The sequence below is a fragment of the Paraburkholderia caribensis genome, assembly GCF_002902945.1.
GTDB lineage: Bacteria > Pseudomonadota > Gammaproteobacteria > Burkholderiales > Burkholderiaceae > Paraburkholderia > Paraburkholderia caribensis.
Genome location: NZ_CP026101.1, coordinates 963941 through 981537, shown reverse-complemented (window position 1 = coordinate 981537; position 17597 = coordinate 963941). Strand labels below are relative to the sequence as shown.

Annotated in this window: 19 protein-coding genes; 11 read left to right on the top strand and 8 right to left on the bottom strand. The window is 63.4% G+C overall.

What is annotated here, in order from left to right; all coding sequences use genetic code 11:
• Positions 1-31 precede the first annotated feature (31 nt).
• The 5 genes from C2L66_RS04375 (at position 32) to C2L66_RS04355 (ending at position 5342) form a co-directional block, all read left to right on the top strand.
• The gene (locus C2L66_RS04375; RefSeq protein WP_054934111.1) at positions 32-751 is read left to right on the top strand and encodes a C39 family peptidase; all 720 of its coding nucleotides are present in this window, start codon (positions 32-34) and stop codon (positions 749-751) included.
• Positions 752-757: 6 nt separating this feature from the next.
• Positions 758-1564 carry a hypothetical protein gene (locus C2L66_RS04370; RefSeq protein WP_054934110.1) on the top strand — a complete coding sequence of 269 codons (807 nt, stop codon included), beginning with the start codon at positions 758-760 and terminating at the stop codon, positions 1562-1564.
• Positions 1565-1674: 110 nt separating this feature from the next.
• Complete coding sequence (locus C2L66_RS04365) at positions 1675-3141, top strand: hypothetical protein (protein WP_054934109.1); 1467 nt, start codon at positions 1675-1677, stop codon at positions 3139-3141.
• 24 nt (positions 3142-3165) lie between these two features.
• On the top strand, positions 3166-4716 hold the full coding sequence (locus C2L66_RS04360; RefSeq protein ID WP_060601777.1) for a sigma-54 dependent transcriptional regulator: 1551 nt from the start codon (positions 3166-3168) through the stop codon (positions 4714-4716).
• 125 nt (positions 4717-4841) lie between these two features.
• A complete protein-coding gene (locus tag C2L66_RS04355; RefSeq protein ID WP_060601779.1) occupies positions 4842-5342 on the top strand; it encodes a dihydrofolate reductase in 501 nt (166 codons plus the stop codon).
• A 962-nt stretch (positions 5343-6304) separates the two neighbouring features.
• Here C2L66_RS04355 and pmbA read toward each other — a convergent pair.
• Complete coding sequence (gene pmbA, locus C2L66_RS04350) at positions 6305-7675, bottom strand: metalloprotease PmbA (protein ID WP_054934105.1); 1371 nt, start codon at positions 7673-7675, stop codon at positions 6305-6307.
• A gap of 218 nt (positions 7676-7893) precedes the next feature.
• On the opposite strand from pmbA, the gene yjgA reads away from it, so the two are divergent.
• Positions 7894-8505, top strand: coding sequence for a ribosome biogenesis factor YjgA (gene yjgA, locus C2L66_RS04345; RefSeq protein WP_060601782.1), 612 nt, complete (start codon positions 7894-7896; stop codon positions 8503-8505).
• Complete coding sequence (mog, locus tag C2L66_RS04340) at positions 8486-9112, top strand: molybdopterin adenylyltransferase (protein ID WP_060602770.1); 627 nt, start codon at positions 8486-8488, stop codon at positions 9110-9112. Before yjgA ends, mog begins: the two co-directional genes overlap by 20 nt.
• 3 nt (positions 9113-9115) lie before the next feature.
• On the opposite strand, the gene orn is transcribed toward mog, so the two are convergent.
• A complete protein-coding gene (gene orn / locus C2L66_RS04335) occupies positions 9116-9748 on the bottom strand; it encodes an oligoribonuclease (protein WP_060601786.1) in 633 nt (210 codons plus the stop codon).
• Between the two features lie 130 nt (positions 9749-9878).
• Between orn and C2L66_RS04330 the strand changes: the two genes are divergently transcribed.
• The 3 genes from C2L66_RS04330 to C2L66_RS04320 are packed head-to-tail and all read left to right on the top strand — an operon-like array spanning position 9879 to position 12420.
• Positions 9879-11138 (top strand): M48 family metallopeptidase, encoded by a 1260-nt coding sequence (locus C2L66_RS04330; protein WP_060601790.1) that lies wholly within the window; start codon positions 9879-9881, stop codon positions 11136-11138.
• A complete protein-coding gene (gene rsgA / locus C2L66_RS04325; protein ID WP_060601793.1) occupies positions 11135-12088 on the top strand; it encodes a ribosome small subunit-dependent GTPase A in 954 nt (317 codons plus the stop codon). Before C2L66_RS04330 ends, rsgA begins: the two co-directional genes overlap by 4 nt.
• Before the next feature lie 11 nt (positions 12089-12099).
• Positions 12100-12420 carry a putative signal transducing protein gene (locus tag C2L66_RS04320; RefSeq protein WP_060601796.1) on the top strand — a complete coding sequence of 107 codons (321 nt, stop codon included), beginning with the start codon at positions 12100-12102 and terminating at the stop codon, positions 12418-12420.
• 27 nt (positions 12421-12447) lie between these two features.
• On the opposite strand, the gene C2L66_RS04315 is transcribed toward C2L66_RS04320, so the two are convergent.
• The 6 genes from C2L66_RS04315 to rpsP all read right to left on the bottom strand — a co-directional run bounded on the left by C2L66_RS04315 (position 12448) and on the right by rpsP (position 16725).
• Positions 12448-13386, bottom strand: coding sequence for a CobD/CbiB family protein (locus tag C2L66_RS04315; protein WP_042314525.1), 939 nt, complete (start codon positions 13384-13386; stop codon positions 12448-12450).
• 163 nt (positions 13387-13549) lie between these two features.
• Complete coding sequence (locus tag C2L66_RS04310; protein WP_054934098.1) at positions 13550-14248, bottom strand: CoA pyrophosphatase; 699 nt, start codon at positions 14246-14248, stop codon at positions 13550-13552.
• A gap of 92 nt (positions 14249-14340) precedes the next feature.
• The gene (gene rplS / locus C2L66_RS04305; RefSeq protein WP_035990096.1) at positions 14341-14730 is read right to left on the bottom strand and encodes a 50S ribosomal protein L19; all 390 of its coding nucleotides are present in this window, start codon (positions 14728-14730) and stop codon (positions 14341-14343) included.
• A gap of 146 nt (positions 14731-14876) precedes the next feature.
• On the bottom strand, positions 14877-15644 hold the full coding sequence (gene trmD / locus C2L66_RS04300; protein ID WP_035990094.1) for a tRNA (guanosine(37)-N1)-methyltransferase TrmD: 768 nt from the start codon (positions 15642-15644) through the stop codon (positions 14877-14879).
• 25 nt (positions 15645-15669) lie between these two features.
• Positions 15670-16374 carry a ribosome maturation factor RimM gene (gene rimM, locus C2L66_RS04295; protein ID WP_035990092.1) on the bottom strand — a complete coding sequence of 235 codons (705 nt, stop codon included), beginning with the start codon at positions 16372-16374 and terminating at the stop codon, positions 15670-15672.
• Between the two features lie 96 nt (positions 16375-16470).
• Positions 16471-16725, bottom strand: coding sequence for a 30S ribosomal protein S16 (gene rpsP / locus C2L66_RS04290; RefSeq protein WP_006476550.1), 255 nt, complete (start codon positions 16723-16725; stop codon positions 16471-16473).
• 401 nt (positions 16726-17126) lie between these two features.
• Here rpsP and C2L66_RS04285 point away from each other — a divergent pair, with 401 nt between their 5' ends.
• Positions 17127-17594, top strand: a complete 468-nt coding sequence (locus C2L66_RS04285; RefSeq protein ID WP_054934100.1) for an NINE protein — start codon at positions 17127-17129, stop codon at positions 17592-17594.
• Positions 17595-17597: the final 3 nt, after the last annotated feature.

Here is a 17597-nt window from a genome sequence, read left to right as displayed (position 1 = left end):
AGCCGCCGGCGCGACTTGGCAGGAGACCAGCATGTCCCGGTTTGACCGGTTCCCGGCGTTACGACCCGCCGCAACTGCCCTTGTGCTCACTACTTGCGCCTTGTGTGCGCGAGTGCACGCACAGGCGAGCGTCGACACGTCTACCCTCGCAGGTATTCCGCTTACAAAAACGGTGCACTCGATGAGGGACCTGCGTTACCGCCATATCGTCAGCCAGCAGTTCGATTACAGCTGCGGTGCGGCGGCGCTCGCAACCCTCCTCAAGTACGGCTACGGCATCGACATCCCCGAGACAGACCTGATCCGCCGGATGATGGTTTTCTCGACGCCCGAGGTCGTGGTGAAGAACGGCTTCTCGATGCTCGACATGAAGAAGTTCGTCGAGACGATCGGGCTGCGGGGCCGCGGATTCCGCGTGAACACGGACGCGCTGTATCACCTCCAGGTGCCCGTCATGGTTCTGATGAACCTCGACGGCTATGAGCATTTCGTGATCGTCAAGCACGCGCAGGACGGTCGCATCTTCATCGCGGACCCCGCTCTCGGCAACCGGATATTGCTCGAGGAAGACTTCGCGAAGACATGGAATGGCCTCGTATTCGCAGTCGTCGGGAAACCTTTCAGGGAGGATTCCCCGCTGTTGCAGGACAACGAGTCGCTGGCCTTGCGGCTGCGCGAGCGCGCGCTCGCCAACGGCACGGCCGCGACTCCCTTTGTCGAATACGGCTTGATCAAGGCAGACCTGTTCTGACCACCCATGAAGCACTACCTCAATCAGCCCGGCCGCACCTGTCTCGCGACATTGATCGCTACGGCTTGCGGCCTCGCCACCAGCGCTTTCGCCGCCGACGCCTCGAGCTCGCGCGACGTGGCGCCGGCGGCGATCCAGTGGCAAAGCGTCGGGGATGACGTGCTCGCCCAGCAGACCGGAAAAGGCGCGGGCGGACAAATGATCTCCGGTTTCGTATTGAACGTACTTTCGCAATGGCAGTTGCCGAACGGCGCGAACGCGCTTGCGCAAGGCAGCCTCTCCGTTGCACGCGATGCGGCGAACGCGCTGACGGCCAACGTCAACACGCTCGCGCGCGTCACCGACGGCCGCGGCAATCCGGGCGCAGACCCGAATGCCCGGACGATCGGCGGACAACGCATCGCGGTCAACGGCGTATCGCAGGTCACGCAGGTGGCGGGCGATCGCAACGCCGGCTTCAACACGGCGACGATCGACTTCAACAACAATCCGCAACTGCTGACAGGCGGCACGAATGCGCAGAGCGCGGCGGCATCGAACGCGTCGGGCAACCTCAAGGCGGGCATCTCGTTCGGCAACGGCGGCGTGACCGTCGCGCTGCAGACGCCTGCCGGCATCGCATCGCAAACCATTGCACCCAGCAACGCGCAACAGGCCGGCGCGATCGCCCAACTACTGCAGATTGCAGGCAATAACCAGCAAGTCGCCAACCAGTTGCAGCTCTCGTTGCAGACGGCACCGATGTCGTCCGCGATGCTGCGCCAGGCCGGCGTACTACAAGCCCTGCAAAACGCGGTAAATGCAAGGAGATAGGGCGGGCCGCCACCCGCCGGCAGGCGTCATCAGGAGGAGAAGTTACAGAAAGCGGCAGCACGAAGCATAAGAACCAGCCAAGTACTGCCAGTTTCACCGGGGGAAGAATAATGATGATCGATACAACAGGCAGGAAGCCGCGAGTTCGACTCGCGGCTATACCTGCTGCCGCGATGCTATTCGCGTTGTCGCAGGGGGTTGGCGCACAAGCCATCAACAACCAGTCGCTCGAAGAGCGGCTCAACACGCTGATGCGCGTCGTCGACGAGCAGCAGCGGCAGATTCACTCGCTCGAGCGGCAGGTCACGAATCTGGAAATGTCGCAGCGCGGGCGCGGCGCGCCGGGCTATGGCGCACCAGCCGGCAGCGAAGCCGTTGCCGAGCAGCCGGGCGCGGACGGCCTGCCGATGCCGCTGCCGCCGCTCGCCCAGGTGACGCCGGGCGCGCCCGCGCCGGGCAACGCGACGGGCACCGCGACGGGCGTGCCCGTCAATCCGCCCGCGCCGGAAGGCTCGACCTCGGCGGGCTCGCCCGGCACCAGCAATCCCAACGCGCAGGCGAGCGGCCCCGGCCTGCCGGAAGGCGCCGTCGGGCAGACGCAGAAAGCCGCCGAGCCAGTGCGCACGCAGGCCGAGGAAGCCGTCGTGCAGCGCGAGCACGCACCGCTCTTCGATCACAAGCTGACGCTGGACTGGGGTATCAGCGATACCTACTACGACCGCCGGCAGCTGCAGCTGTCGGGCTTCCTCGCGCTCGACGCGATCTTTCTCGGCAACATCAATCTGGGGCAGACCAAGTCGCACCAGGTGATGGCCGATCTCGACGTGCGTTACGGCCTCACGGACCGCATCAGCGTCGATGTCGACGTGCCGTATGTCTACCGGCACAGCCAGTTCATCGTCGGCGGCGCGGGCGGCGCGGCGAATACGCTGTCGGACGCGTCCGTCAATTCGAGTTCGGTGGGCGACGTGAACTTCGGGCTCTATTACCAGATCCTGAAAGAGACCAACAACATTCCCGACGTGGTCGGCAGCCTGCGCGTGAAATCGCCGACGGGCACCTCGCCGTTCGGCATCAAGGTCGTGCAGCTCGAACCGGACAACACGAACCTGGTCGCGCCGTCAAAGCTGCCCACGGGCACGGGCTTCTGGAACCTGACGGCAGGCCTGTCGGTGCTGAAGACCTATGACCCTGTCGTGCTGTTCGGCAGCCTGTCCTACACGTACAACATCGCGCGCTCGTTCTCGGATATCTCGTCGATCGCCGGTCAGACGCAGCCCGCGACCGTCAAGCTCGGCGATATCTTCCAGCTCGGCGCGGGCGTCGCGCTCGCGTTCTCCGACAAGGACTCCGCCAGCATCTCGTACACCCTCGCACTGCAGCCCGCGTCGAAAACCAAAGCGCCCGGCGGCGATTACGTGAAGGTGCCGGGCAGCGAGACGACGGCGGCCGTGATGAATTTCGGCCTGAACCATGTAGTGAACAAGCATCTGACGATCAACGGTTCGGTATCGATCGGCATGACGCCCGACGCGCCGAACTATGTGATCGGCGTGCGCTTTCCCTATACCTTTTGACGTGACACCGATACGAGGCAGATCGTGCGCGAAACTTCTCATCTGAGCTCCGTTCCTCCGCTCGCAGGCTCCGGGTTGCGTCTGGCCGTTTCACGCGGGAACGACACGCCTGCTACGTGTCCCGCGACCGTCGACACGCCGCGCGTCGCCGCGCCCGATCCCGGCACGCGCATCCTGCTGTACGCCGCGCGCACGCCTGACGACGCGCTCGTCGAGCATCTGAAGAGCCGTGGCTGGAGCGTGCTGGTCGCGCGCTCGGCGCACGAGATCGGGCGGCTCGTGAAGCCCGCGACGATGTGCGCGGGTATCGTCGACATGGCGAGCTTTTCGGTGCGCGATCTGCCGGGCCTGGAGGCGAGCCTGCGCGCGCAGCAGGTCGGCTGGATCGCGCTGGCGAATCCCGAACGGCTCGCAGACCCGGCCGTGCGGCGGCTGATCAGGCATTACTGTTTCGACTACGTGAAGATTCCCGTGGCAAACGCGACGATCGACTATCTGGTCGGCCACGCGTACGGCATGGTCAATCTGTGCGACGCCGACCTGCCGCCCGACACGACGGGCGCGAGCGACGACGAGATGGTCGGCACCTGCGAAGCGATGCAGCAGCTGTTCCGCACGATCCGCAAGGTCGCGAACACCGACGCGAGTGTGTTCATCTCGGGCGAATCGGGCACGGGCAAGGAACTGACGGCGCTCGCGATCCATGAACGCTCTCCGCGCCGCAAGGCGCCGTTCGTGCCGATCAATTGCGGCGCGATTCCGCATCATCTGCTGCAGTCGGAGCTGTTCGGCTACGAGCGCGGCGCGTTCACGGGCGCGAACCAGCGCAAGATCGGGCGCGTCGAATCGGCCAACGGCGGCACGCTGTTTCTCGATGAAATCGGCGATCTGCCGATGGAAAGCCAGGCTAGCCTGCTGCGCTTCCTGCAGGAAGGCAAGATCGAGCGGCTGGGCGGGCACGAATCGATTTCCGTCGACGTGCGCATCATCTCGGCGACGCACGTCGATCTGGAGGGCGCGATGGGGGATGGGCGCTTCCGCCAGGACCTGTTTCACCGTCTGTGCGTGCTGCGCGTCGACGAGCCGCCGCTGCGCGCGCGGGGCAAGGACATCGAGCTGCTTGCGCATCATATTCTCGGCAAGTTCAAGACGGACAATGCGCGCAAGATTCGCGGCTTCACGCCCTCGGCGATCGAGGCAATGTACAACTACCATTGGCCGGGCAATGTACGCGAGCTGATCAACCGGGTGCGCCGCGCGATCGTGATGGCGGAAAACAAGCTGATATCCGCTGTGGATCTCGACCTCGCGAACTTCAGCGAGCAGCAGACGATGAGTCTTGCCCAGGCGCGCGAGGCCGCGGAGAAGCGTGCCATCGAAGTCGCGCTGCTGCGGCATCGGCACCGGCTCAACGAAGCCGCCACGGATCTTGGAATTTCGCGTGTGACGCTGTATCGGCTGATGGGCACGCACGGGTTGCGCGATACGTCGAGCGACGACAAGGCGGGTTTCAGGGCCGATGAGAAGGCTGATGGCAAGGGTGCGTTTAGCGGCGACCAGCAATCGCGCGAGTGACGGTTGCTGGTGATTTCGCTGTTCGCGCGGGCATCCTTGAGCGAGGCGCGTTCTCGCGGCATTCTCGCGGACGGGGCGCGGTCGGGTAGAATCAGCTTCCGCTTTCCATCCGCTTCACTTTTCGCATGACGACGCTGACGCTGATCGTCGCTCGCGCCCGCAATGGCGTGATCGGCCGTGATAACCAGTTGCCCTGGCGGCTGCCCGAAGACCTCGCATTCTTCAAACGCACGACGATGGGCGCGCCTATTGTCATGGGGCGCAAGACGCATGAATCGATTGGGCGGGTGCTGCCTGGGCGGCGCAATATCGTCGTGACGCGCGATGCTCAGCGACGCTTCGACGGGTGCGATACCGTTACCAATCTCGATGATGCGTTGGCGCTCGCGGCGCGCGATGGGGCCGCCGAGGCGTTCTTGATCGGCGGTGCGCAGTTGTATCAGGAAGGTGCGCTTCGCGCGGATAAGATGATCGTTACTGAAATTCATGCCGATTTTGACGGCGATGCGAGGTTTCCGGCGCCTGATCCGGCGATTTGGCGTGAGGTTTCTCGCGAGATGCATCGGGCTAAAGAGCCGAATGATTTTGAATATGCGTTTGTGGTTTATCAACGCGTAGCGAGGTAGGGGTTTTTGTCTGCGACGCTATTGGTTGGGGTGCTAGCAGGTTCGTGTTCTTTGCTTCTGCGCTGGTATCCGCGGTTTGTTTTGCGTCGCTGGCATCCGCGTTACGGTGTTTGCTGGTCGCGCGTTGCCCGTGCGGTGTGTTGGCCTTTGCTTTCGCTGGCATCCGCGATTCGTTAGCTCGCTTCAAGCGTCGCCCCTGTGCGGGGCGGCACCTACTTTTCTTTGCCGCCGCAAAGAAAAGTAGGCAAAAGAAAGCGGCTCACACCGCCAGCCCATCTTCTTATCCACGGGCCCCCAACGTCCCCACACTTCACACACCAGTGGCCCTGGTTGGTGCTCGTTGCCAACGCTTCGAATGAACGCCTGACCCACTTCAAATACCCGTACCCGGGCAAGCGGCAGCGAACGGTATGCGCCGCCCAGGTGGCAAACTGTGTGTAGGCCGTAGCGCCTCGCACGCCTCACTCCGGACCGATTGCGCATGCGTCCTACCCTGTAGGAGCGCTATCCTATACGACGCGACAACCTACACACAGTTTGCCACCTGGGCGGCCGTGGAGTATGTGGCACGGCGTGCTGTAATGCGGGACTCTGAGGCGGGTGATGAGCACCGCAAGTGCGCTGGCAACGAGCATGAGTCATGCGGTTGCCGAGTGAAGCGTGGGGACGTTGGGGGCCCGTGGACAAGAACACGGGCTGGCGGTGTGAGCCGCTTTCTTTTGCCTACTTTTCTTTGCGGCGGCAAAGAAAAGTAGGTGCCGCCCCGCACAGGGGCGACGCCTGAAGCACGCTAACGTAACGCGGATGCCAGCGAAAAGCAAAGGCCAACACACCGACCAGCGAAGCGAGAAGTCAAATCGCGGATGCCAGCGCAAAAACAAAAACAAAAAACACCAAACAACATCACAAAAGCCAGCGGCAAGCCAACCGAAAGACCCCAGCCGGCCGCAGGCAAAAAAAAATCACTGCCCAGCAACAGTCATCCGCTCAATCAAAACAGAACCCGTCTGCTTAGTCCCGCGGACAATCGTGTCCGCCCCAATCGCTACGACATGCCGGAACATCTCCTGCAGCGTACTGGCAACAGTAATCTCTTCAACGGGATACTGAATCTTCCCATTCTCGACCCAGAACCCCGACGCGCCGCGCGAATAATCGCCCGTCACGTAGTTGACGCCCTGCCCCATCAACTCGGTGAGCAACAACCCCGTCCCGAGCTTGCGCAGCATCTCCTCGAAGTCATCCGACGCCTGCGTCAACGAACTCCGCAGCGACAGATTATGCGAACCACCCGCATTGCCCGTCGTCGGCATGCCGAGCTTGCGCGCCGAATACGTCGACAGAAAATACCCTTCGACAACGCCGTCCTTCACCACCGAACGCTGCTTCGTCCGCACGCCCTCTTCGTCGAACGGCGCACTGCCCATCGCGCGCGGCACGTGCGGATCTTCCACGACCTGCACATGCGGCGCAAACACCGGCTTGCCGAGACTGTCGACCAGAAACGTCGTCTTGCGATACAACGCGCCGCCACTCGTCGCCTGCACGAACGCGCCGAGCAGACCAGCCGCGAGCGGCGCCTCGAACAGCACCGGCACCTTGCGCGTGTCGAGCCCGCGCGCGCCCATGCGCGCCAGCGCCCGCTCGGCGGCATAGCGTCCGACCGCTTCGGGATCGGCAAGCTCACCAGCACTACGCTTCGACGTATACCAGTCGTCGCGCTGCATGTTGCGCCCGCTCCCCGCGATCGGCGCGCACGCCACGTAATGACGCGAGTACGGATAACCCGAGAGAAACCCTCGCGACGTGCCGAGCACGAACTGCGAATGCTGGGCCGACACACTCGCGCCTTCCGAGTTCTTGATCTGCGGGCTCACGGCGAAGGCGGCATCTTCCGCGCGACGCGCGAGCTCGACAGCTTCGTCCGCGTCCAGATTCCACGGGTGATACAGGTCGAGATCCCGCGGGTCCTTTTCCAGCAGCTCTTCTTCCGCCAGACCCGCGCAGTCGTCCTCGGCCGTGAAGCGCGCGATGTTGTACGCGGCCATCACCGTGTCCTTCAGCGCTTGGGACGAAAAGTCAGACGTACTCGCGTTGCCGCGCTTGTTGCCGATGAACACCGTCACGCCGACCATCTTGTCGCGGTTGTGCTCGATGGTTTCGACTTCGCCGCGCCGCACGGAGACGGACAGGCCGTCGCCTTCCGAAATCTCGGTTGCCGCGTCGCTTGCGCCGAGCGACTTTGCGTGACGAAGAATGTCGGAGGCGATTTCCTTCAGTTCATCCTGCGTATGCGGGAAAAATCGTTGCCGGGCTTCCGTGTCTGCTGCCATTGTCGTTTGCCGTCCTGAGTTGCGGTGCCGTCCGGGCCGAAGCCCGCGAGAGTTCGTCGTTGCCAGCGCTGTGTTCAGCCGGCCTGTGCGCCGACGTATCCCGCGATCATAGCAAGCTCTACGCTAGCGTACCTGGCATTCGCATGTGCCTCGCGCGCATTGCTTCGCGGACCGCACCTCGCCCGGCCAGCGCGGCCCGGCACGCTACAATATCGGGCATGACACGCAAAACCCGCATTCAACCCATGGAACCCGCTGACGTCGTCGACGACAACGGGTATGACCGTCCCAGCAAGTCGCAACTGAAGCGCGAAATGCACGCGTTGCAGGAGCTGGGCGTAGAGCTCGTCGCGCTGCCGAAAGACGCATTGAAGCGCATGCCGATGCCCGAATCGCTCGATGACGCCGTGCGCGAAGCACGCCGCATCACCGATCACGAAGGCAAGCGCCGCCAGATGCAGTACGTCGGCAAGGTGATGCGCGGCCTGCTGGACCACGAAACGGCCGCGCTGCGCGAAGCGCTCGACAGGTACAAGGGCGTCAACAAGGCCGAAACGGCGCGCCTGCACTGGATCGAACGCACCCGCGAGCAGCTGCTCGCCGACGACGCCGCACTGACCGAATTCATCCGCCAGCACCCCGCCGCCGACCCGCAGGAAGGCCGCACGCTGATCCGCAATGCGCGCAAGGAAGCGCAGCAAGGCAAGCCGCCGCGCTACTTCCGCGATCTGTTCCAGTGGATCAAGAACGCAGACGGCGCCGGCCATGACGACGCCGGCAGCAACGATTCCGAAGATCTGGACGACGACGATGACGAATCCCGTGCGTAATCATCCCGACGAGCTGATCGTCGGCCTCGTGTCGATCAGCGACCGCGCCAGCACGGGCGTCTATGAGGACAAGGGCATTCCGTCGCTGCAGGAATGGCTCGGCAGCGCCGTCACCTCGCCGTTTCGCACGGAAACACGGCTGATCCAGGACGACGCGCCGACCATCACGAAGACGCTGATCGAACTGGTCGACGAAGCCGGCTGCGATCTCGTGCTGACGACAGGCGGCACAGGCCCCGCGCGCCGCGACGTGACGCCCGAGGCGACGCTGGCAGCGGGAACGAAGGAAATGCCCGGCTTCGGCGAGCAGATGCGCCAGATCAGCCTCAACTTCGTGCCGACGGCGATCCTGTCGCGCCAGGTGGCGGTGATTCGCGAGACGGCCGAACGCGCCGCGCTGATCGTCAATCTGCCGGGCCAGCCGAAGTCGATCAGGGAAACGCTGGAAGGCTTGCGCGATGAAGCAGGGAAAGTGAAGGTGCCGGGCATTTTCGCCGCCGTGCCGTACTGCATCGACCTGATCGGCGGCCCGTACATCGAGACGAACGCCGCCGTGGTGGCGGCGTTCCGGCCAAAGAGCGCGGTGCGCGCTCCGCGGCAAGGCTGAAACTTATTTCGCGCTGGCTTCGCTGGACGGCGCGTCGGCCGCGCTCGCGGTGCTCGCCGCCGGGATCAGGAAATGCTCGCGGTAGTAGCGCAGTTCGTCGATCGATTCGTGGATGTCGGCGAGCGCGGTGTGCATCGCGCGCTTCTGGAAGCCCTTGTAGATCGCGGGCTGCCAGCGGCGGCACAGTTCCTTCAGCGTGCTGACGTCGAGGTTGCGGTAATGGAAAAACGTTTCCAGTTCGGGCATCCAGCGCGCCATGAAACGGCGGTCCTGGCAGATCGAGTTGCCGCACATCGGCGACTTGCCGGGCGGAACGTGCTGGCCGAGGAACGCGCGGATCTGTTCGGTGGCGTCGGCCTCCGTCACCGTCGACGCGCGCACGCGGTCGATCAGCCCGGAACGGCCATGCGTGTTCTTGTTCCAGTCGTCCATCTTGCCGAGCGTTTCGTCGCTCTGATGAATGGCGAGCACGGGGCCTTCAACCAGCCTGTCGAGCGTCGAGTTCGTCACGACCACGGCGATTTCGATGATACGGTCGTTGTCGGGATCGAGCCCCGTCATTTCCATGTCCAGCCAGACGAGATTCATGTCGCTGCGCACGAGCGGCTGATCGACGGATTCGATAATGTCAGTCATTGAAGGCAACCTTGATTGGGGACCGCGCGAGCGGATCGCGTTACACCCGCCGCCCGCCGAAGATGGCGCGCTCCCGCCCGCGAGCGGGAACAACCATATAATTCTCGCATAGAACCTACGGATTCCCCGGATGCCTCCTCTCTACTTCACCGTTCTGTTCGTGATCGCCGTGCTGGCGATGGTCGGCACGAAGCTCTGGCTCGCGTCGCGCCAGATCCGCTTCGTTGCGGCGCACCGCGAGAGCGTGCCGCAGCAGTTCGCGGGCACGATCGCCCTGTCGGCGCACCAGCGCGCCGCCGACTACACCGTCGAGCGCACGCGGCTCACGATGATCGAGATCGTCGTCAGCGCGGCCGTGCTGATCGCGCTCACGCTGCTGGGCGGCGTGCAGGCGCTCGATCTCGCCATCGGCGACGTGGCGGGCAACGGCTACATCGGCCAGATCCTGCTGGTGGCGGCCGTGATCGCGATCACGAGCGCGATCGACCTGCCGTTCGACTATTACCGCCAGTTCGGTATCGAACAGCGCTTCGGCTTCAACCGGATGACCAAGCGCATCTTTTTCGTCGACCGCATCAAGGGTGTGCTGCTGGGCGCCGCGTTCGGCCTGCCGCTGCTGTTCGTCGTGCTGTGGCTGATGAATCAGGCGGGCACGTACTGGTGGTGGTGGACGTGGGTCGTATGGGTCGTGTTCCAGATGCTGGTGCTGATCCTCTATCCGTCTTTCATCGCGCCCATGTTCAACAAGTTCGAACCGCTGAGAGACGAGGCGCTCGTGCAGCGCATCGATGCGCTGATGAAGCGCTGCGGCTTCGCGGCCAAGGGCCTGTTCGTAATGGACGGCAGCCGCCGTTCGGCACATGGCAACGCGTATTTCACGGGCTTTGGTTCGTCCAAGCGCATCGTGTTCTTCGACACTCTGCTCTCGCGTCTGTCGGGCAGCGAGATCGAAGCGGTGCTCGCGCATGAACTCGGCCACTTCAAGCGCCGCCACGTGATCAAGCGGATGATCGTCACGTTTCTGATCAGCCTGGCGATGCTTGCGCTGCTCGGCTGGCTCACGCAGCGTACGTGGTTCTTCGAGGGGCTCGGCGTGCGTCCGTCGCTGACGGCCAGCAACGACGGCCTCGCGCTGGTGCTGTTCTTCCTCGCGGTGCCCGTGTTCCTGTTCTTCGTGACGCCGCTGGGCAGCCTCAGTTCGCGCAAGCATGAATTCGAAGCGGACGCTTTTGCCGCGACGCAGGCCGACGCGAAGGATCTCGTCAACGCGCTCGTCAAGCTGTACGAAGACAACGCGTCGACGCTCACGCCCGACCCGCTCTACACCGCGTTCTACTACTCGCATCCGCCTGCGTCGCAGCGGATCGACCGTCTGCTGCGTCACGCATGAGCGGCCGCTCGCCGAAAGCGCTGCGCGCCGCTGCCGCCAGCGACCGCGCCCAGGAGCGCGTGCGCGGCCTCGTGATCGCCGCGCATGGACGTCACTACATCGTCGCGCCCGAGGACGGCAGCGCGATCCTGCAATGCTTCCCGCGCGGCAAGCGCAGCGAGATCGCCGTCGGCGATCAGGTGCTGTACGAGTCGACATCCGCCGATCAGGGCGTGATCGTCGAGATCGGCGAACGGCGCAATCTGCTGTATCGCTCGGATCAGTACAAGTCGAAGCTGTTCGCGGCCAATCTCGATCAGCTGCTGATCGTGCTCGCCACCGAGCCGCATTTCAGCGAAGACCTGCTCGGCCGCGCGCTCGTCGCCGCGGAAGAGAACGAACTGAAGCCGCTGATCGTGCTGAACAAGATCGACGTCCAAGCCGCGCTGCCGCTCGCGCGCAAGCGGCTCGACCTGTATCGCGGACTCGGCTATACGGTGCTCGAAGTGTCCATCAAGGGGCAGCCGGACGCCGCGCGCGAAATCCTCGAAGCCCATCTGAGCGGCCATTCCACCCTGCTGCTCGGCCAGTCGGGCATGGGCAAGTCGACGCTCGTCAATCTGCTGATTCCCGATGCCGAAGTGGCGACGCGCGAAATCTCGACAGCGCTCAACAGCGGCCGCCACACGACCACGTTCACGCGCCTCTACCCGCTTCCCGTTGGCGAAGGCGCGTTGATCGACTCGCCGGGCTTTCAGGAATTCGGCCTGCATCATCTGACGGAAGGCATGCTCGAACGCGCGTTTCCCGAGTTCAGGCCGCTCTTGCCCAACTGCCGGTTCTACAACTGTCACCATCTGCATGAGCCCGGTTGCGCGATCCTCGAAGCCGTCGCCGATGGCCGCATCGCGAAGGAACGGCACGCGCTCTACGCGCAGCTCGTACATGAGGCAAGCCAGATCGTCCGTTGACAGCAATCATGATGAAGCTCATGCACGCGCCCAACGTCGTGATTGGGCAGCATTGGATCAACGTGCTGGCAGCGGCGGGTATTGCGTGCGAATTGCATAACCGCTATCTGAGCGGCGCGATCGGCGAGATTCCGGCGGATCAGTGCGCGCCCGAGTTATGGCTCGTCGACGAACGCGACGAAGCATTGGCGAGGAAGTTGATCGATGCGGCGCGCAGCGGACCGGCCATCGGCGCGCCCAGCTGGCGCTGCGCACAGTGCGGCGAACTGCTCGAAGCGCAGTTCACCGTGTGCTGGAATTGCGGAACGGCGCGCGATCCGCTGGACGGGTGAAACGCCTGTTTAAGGGAAAGCCGGCGCTCAGGCGAGCCAGACGGCGATCGTCAGCATCAGCAGCAGGATCATCCACAGGATCACAGCCCGCCATACCAGGCCCACCGCCGATTGCAGCGTGCGCGGCGTGCAGTCGTCGCCGACGGGCATCGGGCCGCCGTCGCCCGTTGCCAGCGCGTCGAGGCTCGATACCTCAGCGAGCGGGCCCGCGAGACGCGCACCCAGCGCGCCGCTGCCGGCGGCGAGCAGCACGCCGTCGTTCGGGTCGGGCCATTGGCGCGCATGGTTGCGCCACGCGTAGATCGCGTCTTCGAAGTTGCCGACGATCGCAAAGCCCATCGAAGTCAGACGCGACGGAATCCAGTCGATCACGAAGAACGCGCGTTGCGCGAAGGTGGAGAACGCAGCCGTCCGGTCGTCGACAGGCTTCGACCAGGTGCGCGCCAGATACTCAGCCGTGCGATACAGCACCGCGCCCGCCGGACCGACAGGAATCAGGAACCAGAAGAACACGCCGAACACATGCCGATGCGATGCGACGACGGCATGAATCAGCGTGTGCCGGACGATTTCGCTGACGGGCATATCGACGGTATCGAGGCCCGTCCACTCATTGAGAATTTCACGCGCGCGCGGCACGTCATCGTTGTTCAGCGACAGATGGATGTCGGTGAAGTAGTGGCTGAACTGGCGAAAGCCGAGCGTGAAGTACAGCACCGCAACGTTCCAGAGGAACGCGAGCACGAAGTGGATCTCGTACAGCACGAAATAGATCAGGCCGGTGACGAGCGTCCACGGCAGCACGACGACCAGCCACGCGAGGATGCCGTGCTTCTCCTTGCCGGCATCGAAGCCGTGCGCCGTCGATTCCGCATGGTATTGAAGGAGCGCCGACACCGGATTGTTCGGCGACAGCGCGCGCATCTGTTCGATGATGAGGGCCAACAATACGGAGAAAAAAGTCATGCGAGACGCCGTGCTATTCGAGTTCTTACCGGGCGGTTCTTGCCGGCCGATCCGGTCCGATGAGCGGAATTGGCCATAACGATAGCACAGGGTCTGATGAGGCTGAGCGGCTGCAATACAAACGTAATGAAGCGGCCCTGGATGCCGATCGCGCGGCTACGCATCATGCGGCGAGGAAGCGATAGAAATTGCGCAACATGCCCGCCGTTGCGCCCCAGATGAAGTAATCGCCGCCTACCTCGCCGCGCGGATACGGCATTGCAAAAAAACGACGCTCGCCGCCTTCCCAACTCAGCACGCGGACCTCGTGATTCTTCGGGTCCATCAAAAAGCCTAGTGGGACTTCGAAAATCTCCGCTACCTCGAACGTATCTGCCTGCACTGTGAACGGCGGATGCACGAGACCGACCACGGGCGTCACGCGAAAACCCGTGCCCGTCAGGTATTCGGGCAACGCGCCCAGCACCTCGACGCGCGACGGATCGAGGCCGACTTCTTCCTGCGCTTCGCGCAAGGCAGTTGCCGTCGTGGTGGCGTCGTGAGGCTCGTGACGGCCGCCGGGGAAACTCACCTGCCCCGCGTGATCGTTCAGATGCGCGGTGCGCTGCGTGAGCAGCACGGTCAAGCCGCCGTCACGCACGACGAGCGCCACCAGCACGGCGGCGACGCGGGGATCGCCTGTTTCGCGCCACCGCACTTCGCGCGTCTCCTGCTCCCATGGCACGTTTTGCTCGAAGCGTGCGCGCAGGCCGTCCGGCGTCAGGCGCTCTGGCGCGATGGCAGGCAGATCGATATCCGCCGGTTCAACAGGCAAGCTTTCGGGATCAAAAACGGGACGGGAGGGACGGGAAGGCGCGGTCAATGGAAGTCTCGAAACGAGCGCGAGTGGACACGACTCTATTTTGACCTGGCAAACAAAAAAGCACCCGCGGAGGGTGCTTTTTCTTACAGCTTTTACTCTTGAGCAGCTGCAGCGCGGTCTTTCGACACCAGCTTTTCTTTGATTCGAGCCGACTTGCCCGAACGTTCGCGCAGGTAGTACAGCTTCGCACGACGCACATCGCCACGACGCTTGACGACGATGCTTGCCAGCAGCGGCGAATACGTCTGGAACGTACGCTCGACGCCTTCGCCCGACGAAATCTTGCGGACGATGAACGACGAATTGAGGCCACGATTACGCTTCGCGATCACGACGCCTTCGTAAGCCTGAACGCGCTTGCGGTTACCTTCAACCACGTTGACGCTGACGATCACCGTATCGCCGGGAGCGAATTCGGGGATGGTTTTGCCTGCGAGCGCGCGCTCGATTTCTTCCTGCTCGAGTTTTGCAATCAGATTCATTACTGACTCCTGTTGCCATCTTGTCGGCGTTCGTACCTGCCTCGCGCTGCGCGCGTTCGGCTACGGCCCCGATAGAGGATGGGTTCACATCTGGAACCGGCCACGCATGGACGGCTCCGCCTTGACCCCGCTTCGTTGCGCGAAGCTCAATGCTTCGCTGCTTCCTTGGCGAGATTTGCGAGCCACGCCTCGTCGGCACGGCTCAACAACTTGTTCTTTCTGGCCTGAACGATCAGATCGGGCCGCTTGACCAGCGTATTGCGCAACGCTTCGCGCCGCCGCCACAACTCGATTTCCGCATGATGGCCGCCGAGCAGCACATCCGGCACACGCACGCCGTCGTATTCCTCGGGACGCGTGTAGTGCGGGCAATCGAGCAAGCCATCGACGAAACTGTCCTGCACCGCCGATTGTGCATCATTCAGCACACCCGGCAGATGACGCACGACGGCATCGATCAACGCCATGGCCGGCAACTCCCCACCCGACAGCACGAAGTCGCCGAGGCTGACTTCTTCGTCGACGACGCGGTCGATCAGACGTTGATCGATCGCTTCGTAGCGCCCGCACAGCAAAATCAGACCAGGCTCGGCGGCAAAGCGCATGACCTTGTCGTGATTGAGCGTGGCGCCTTGCGGCGACATCATCACGACGCGCGCGCCTTCGATGCCCTGCTCCGCCTGCGCCGCCTTCGCGGCGCCGATCGCGTCTTCCAGCGGCTTGGCCAGCATCACCATGCCGGGGCCGCCGCCGTACGGGCGATCGTCGATCGTGCGGTAGTTGTCGGTTGTGAAATCACGCGGATTCCACGTGCGCAACCCATATCGCTCCTGCTTCGCCGCACGGCTCGTAATACCCCAGTCGGTCAGCGCGCGAAACATGTCAGGAAAGAGCGTAACGATATCGAACTGCATCGCTCTCTCCGTAAAGCGAAATGTTTTAGTAATCGGCTTCCCAGTCGACGATGATCTTCTTCGCCGCCTGATCTACCGTTTTGATGAAGACGCCGACGAACGGGATCAGGCGCTCGCCGGTGACCGGCTCGCCGTCTTTCCCGGTAGCCGGATATTCGATGCGCAACACCGACTGCGCACCGTTGTCGATCAGATCTGCAACCTTGCCGAGTTCGACCCCCGCCTCGTTCACAACATCGAGGCCCAGCAGGTCGACCCAGTAGAATTCGTCGGTTCCGAGCGCAGGGAAATCGCTGCGACGCACGTAGACGCGATGGCCACGCATCGCGAATGCAGCATCCCGGTCAGCCAGGCCGCCGAGTTGCGCAACGATGCTGTCGCCATGAACCTTGGACTGCAGGCGGGGCGCCGATTTGCGCTCGCGGCCCTTCTCGAGCCACCAGCGTTTGGCACTGAGCAAGGCGTCGCCGCCCTGACCGGCGTCCGCATGCGCGGCCACCTTCACCCAGCCTTTGAGACCGTATGCATCGACGATTGCGCCGACTTCGACAGCGTCGTCGGGCCAGCTTTCCGCCGATTCAGCCTGCATGCCTTGCGCAGCTTCGGCCGTTGCGGCATTCGCCGCGGCCCGTTCGACCGGCTTGCGGACAAACGCGCCAAACGACGCTCGCGCGCCAGGCTGTGTTTTCGCCTTGGCGCGTCCTGAACTATCCGAATCACGCTCCGACATCAGCGAACCTCAAGCCCTGCATACGTCAAACCTGCACACCTCGGACTCGCGCAGAACCACTGCCGCACGAGCCGACGATGTACCGTAACACTGCACTTAAGCAGCCGGTTGCGCCTTTTGCGCTTCCTTCACCAGACGCTGGACGGTCGGCGACAGTTGCGCGCCAACGCCTTGCCAGTACGTCAGGCGGTCTTGAGCGATACGCAGCGACTCACCCTTCGTGGCGACCGGGTTGTAGAAACCAACGCGCTCGATGAAGCGGCCGTCACGACGGTTACGCGAATCGGTTGCGACGATGTTGTAGAAAGGGCGCTTCTTCGAGCCGCCACGAGCCAAGCGGATGATGACCATACTAGAATCCTTGAAAACCGGGGTTCGAAACTACTGAAACACGCGATTATAGCCGGAAACCGAAAGCACAACAAACACTTAGCGGGATAAACTGAGCCGGGACGCTGCGGGCAAGCCTCGATGGCCAGGCCACATGGGCCCGTACAAGCACGATGGGAGCGACATGAGGCGCTTGCTGATGCGATTTTGCCTATATGTCAGGGCACCGTCGCGCGGATGCCACGCTGCGCCTGCGCGCCGTTTCCGTTTCCGGGTCACATCCGCTTCGCGCCGCCCCACCGCGGAATGCCGGCATAAGTTTCCACAAGTGCCGCGCGCAATGCGGCCAGCGTAGAATGCGCGACGGCTGTGCGTGGATTCCGCAGCCTCAGAAGCCGTCCGTCACCCTGTCGCTCACGCTCATGGCCACCGTCGCTACGCATCACTCGCGCTTTCGCTCGAAGACCCTCACCGCCGCGCTCGCTTTCTTCTTCGGCACGCTCGGCGCGCACCGCTTCTATCTGTACGGTTTGCGCGACGTGTGGGGTTGGGCGCACCTCGTTGGGACGATCATCGGCATTCCTGGCTTCATGCTGCTCGCCGCCACCGAACGCGCCGCGATCATGGGCTGGGCGCTCGCCTTTCCCGGTGCCGTGTCGATGCTGGCGGCTTTCCTCGCGGCGATCGTCTACGGCCTGCGCCCCGACGAAAAATGGGACGCCCAGTTCAACGCCGACACCGGCCAGCAGAGCCGCTCCGGCTGGACCGTTATCTTCGTCGTGATCTTTTCGCTGCTGATCGGCGCATTCCTGCTAATGACGGGACTCGCGCTGTCGTTCCAGACCTACTTCGAATCGCAAGTCGAGGCCGCAAAAGCGATCTCGCAATAAGGT

What these genes read in the sequence shown, in the direction of transcription:
- C2L66_RS04375 (WP_054934111.1), top strand. Translation starts at nt 32, where the DNA reads ATGTCCCGGTTTGACCGGTTCCCGGCGTTACGACCCGCCGCAACTGCC.
- C2L66_RS04370 (WP_054934110.1), top strand. Translation starts at nt 758, where the DNA reads ATGAAGCACTACCTCAATCAGCCCGGCCGCACCTGTCTCGCGACATTG.
- C2L66_RS04365 (WP_054934109.1), top strand. Translation starts at nt 1,675, where the DNA reads ATGATGATCGATACAACAGGCAGGAAGCCGCGAGTTCGACTCGCGGCT.
- C2L66_RS04355 (WP_060601779.1), top strand. Translation starts at nt 4,842, where the DNA reads ATGACGACGCTGACGCTGATCGTCGCTCGCGCCCGCAATGGCGTGATC.
- pmbA (WP_054934105.1), bottom strand. Translation starts at nt 7,675, where the DNA reads ATGGCAGCAGACACGGAAGCCCGGCAACGATTTTTCCCGCATACGCAG.
- yjgA (WP_060601782.1), top strand. Translation starts at nt 7,894, where the DNA reads ATGACACGCAAAACCCGCATTCAACCCATGGAACCCGCTGACGTCGTC.
- mog (WP_060602770.1), top strand. Translation starts at nt 8,486, where the DNA reads ATGACGAATCCCGTGCGTAATCATCCCGACGAGCTGATCGTCGGCCTC.
- orn (WP_060601786.1), bottom strand. Translation starts at nt 9,748, where the DNA reads ATGACTGACATTATCGAATCCGTCGATCAGCCGCTCGTGCGCAGCGAC.
- C2L66_RS04330 (WP_060601790.1), top strand. Translation starts at nt 9,879, where the DNA reads ATGCCTCCTCTCTACTTCACCGTTCTGTTCGTGATCGCCGTGCTGGCG.
- rsgA (WP_060601793.1), top strand. Translation starts at nt 11,135, where the DNA reads ATGAGCGGCCGCTCGCCGAAAGCGCTGCGCGCCGCTGCCGCCAGCGAC.
- C2L66_RS04320 (WP_060601796.1), top strand. Translation starts at nt 12,100, where the DNA reads ATGAAGCTCATGCACGCGCCCAACGTCGTGATTGGGCAGCATTGGATC.
- C2L66_RS04315 (WP_042314525.1), bottom strand. Translation starts at nt 13,386, where the DNA reads ATGACTTTTTTCTCCGTATTGTTGGCCCTCATCATCGAACAGATGCGC.
- rplS (WP_035990096.1), bottom strand. Translation starts at nt 14,730, where the DNA reads ATGAATCTGATTGCAAAACTCGAGCAGGAAGAAATCGAGCGCGCGCTC.
- trmD (WP_035990094.1), bottom strand. Translation starts at nt 15,644, where the DNA reads ATGCAGTTCGATATCGTTACGCTCTTTCCTGACATGTTTCGCGCGCTG.
- rimM (WP_035990092.1), bottom strand. Translation starts at nt 16,374, where the DNA reads ATGTCGGAGCGTGATTCGGATAGTTCAGGACGCGCCAAGGCGAAAACA.
- rpsP (WP_006476550.1), bottom strand. Translation starts at nt 16,725, where the DNA reads ATGGTCATCATCCGCTTGGCTCGTGGCGGCTCGAAGAAGCGCCCTTTC.
- C2L66_RS04285 (WP_054934100.1), top strand. Translation starts at nt 17,127, where the DNA reads ATGGCCACCGTCGCTACGCATCACTCGCGCTTTCGCTCGAAGACCCTC.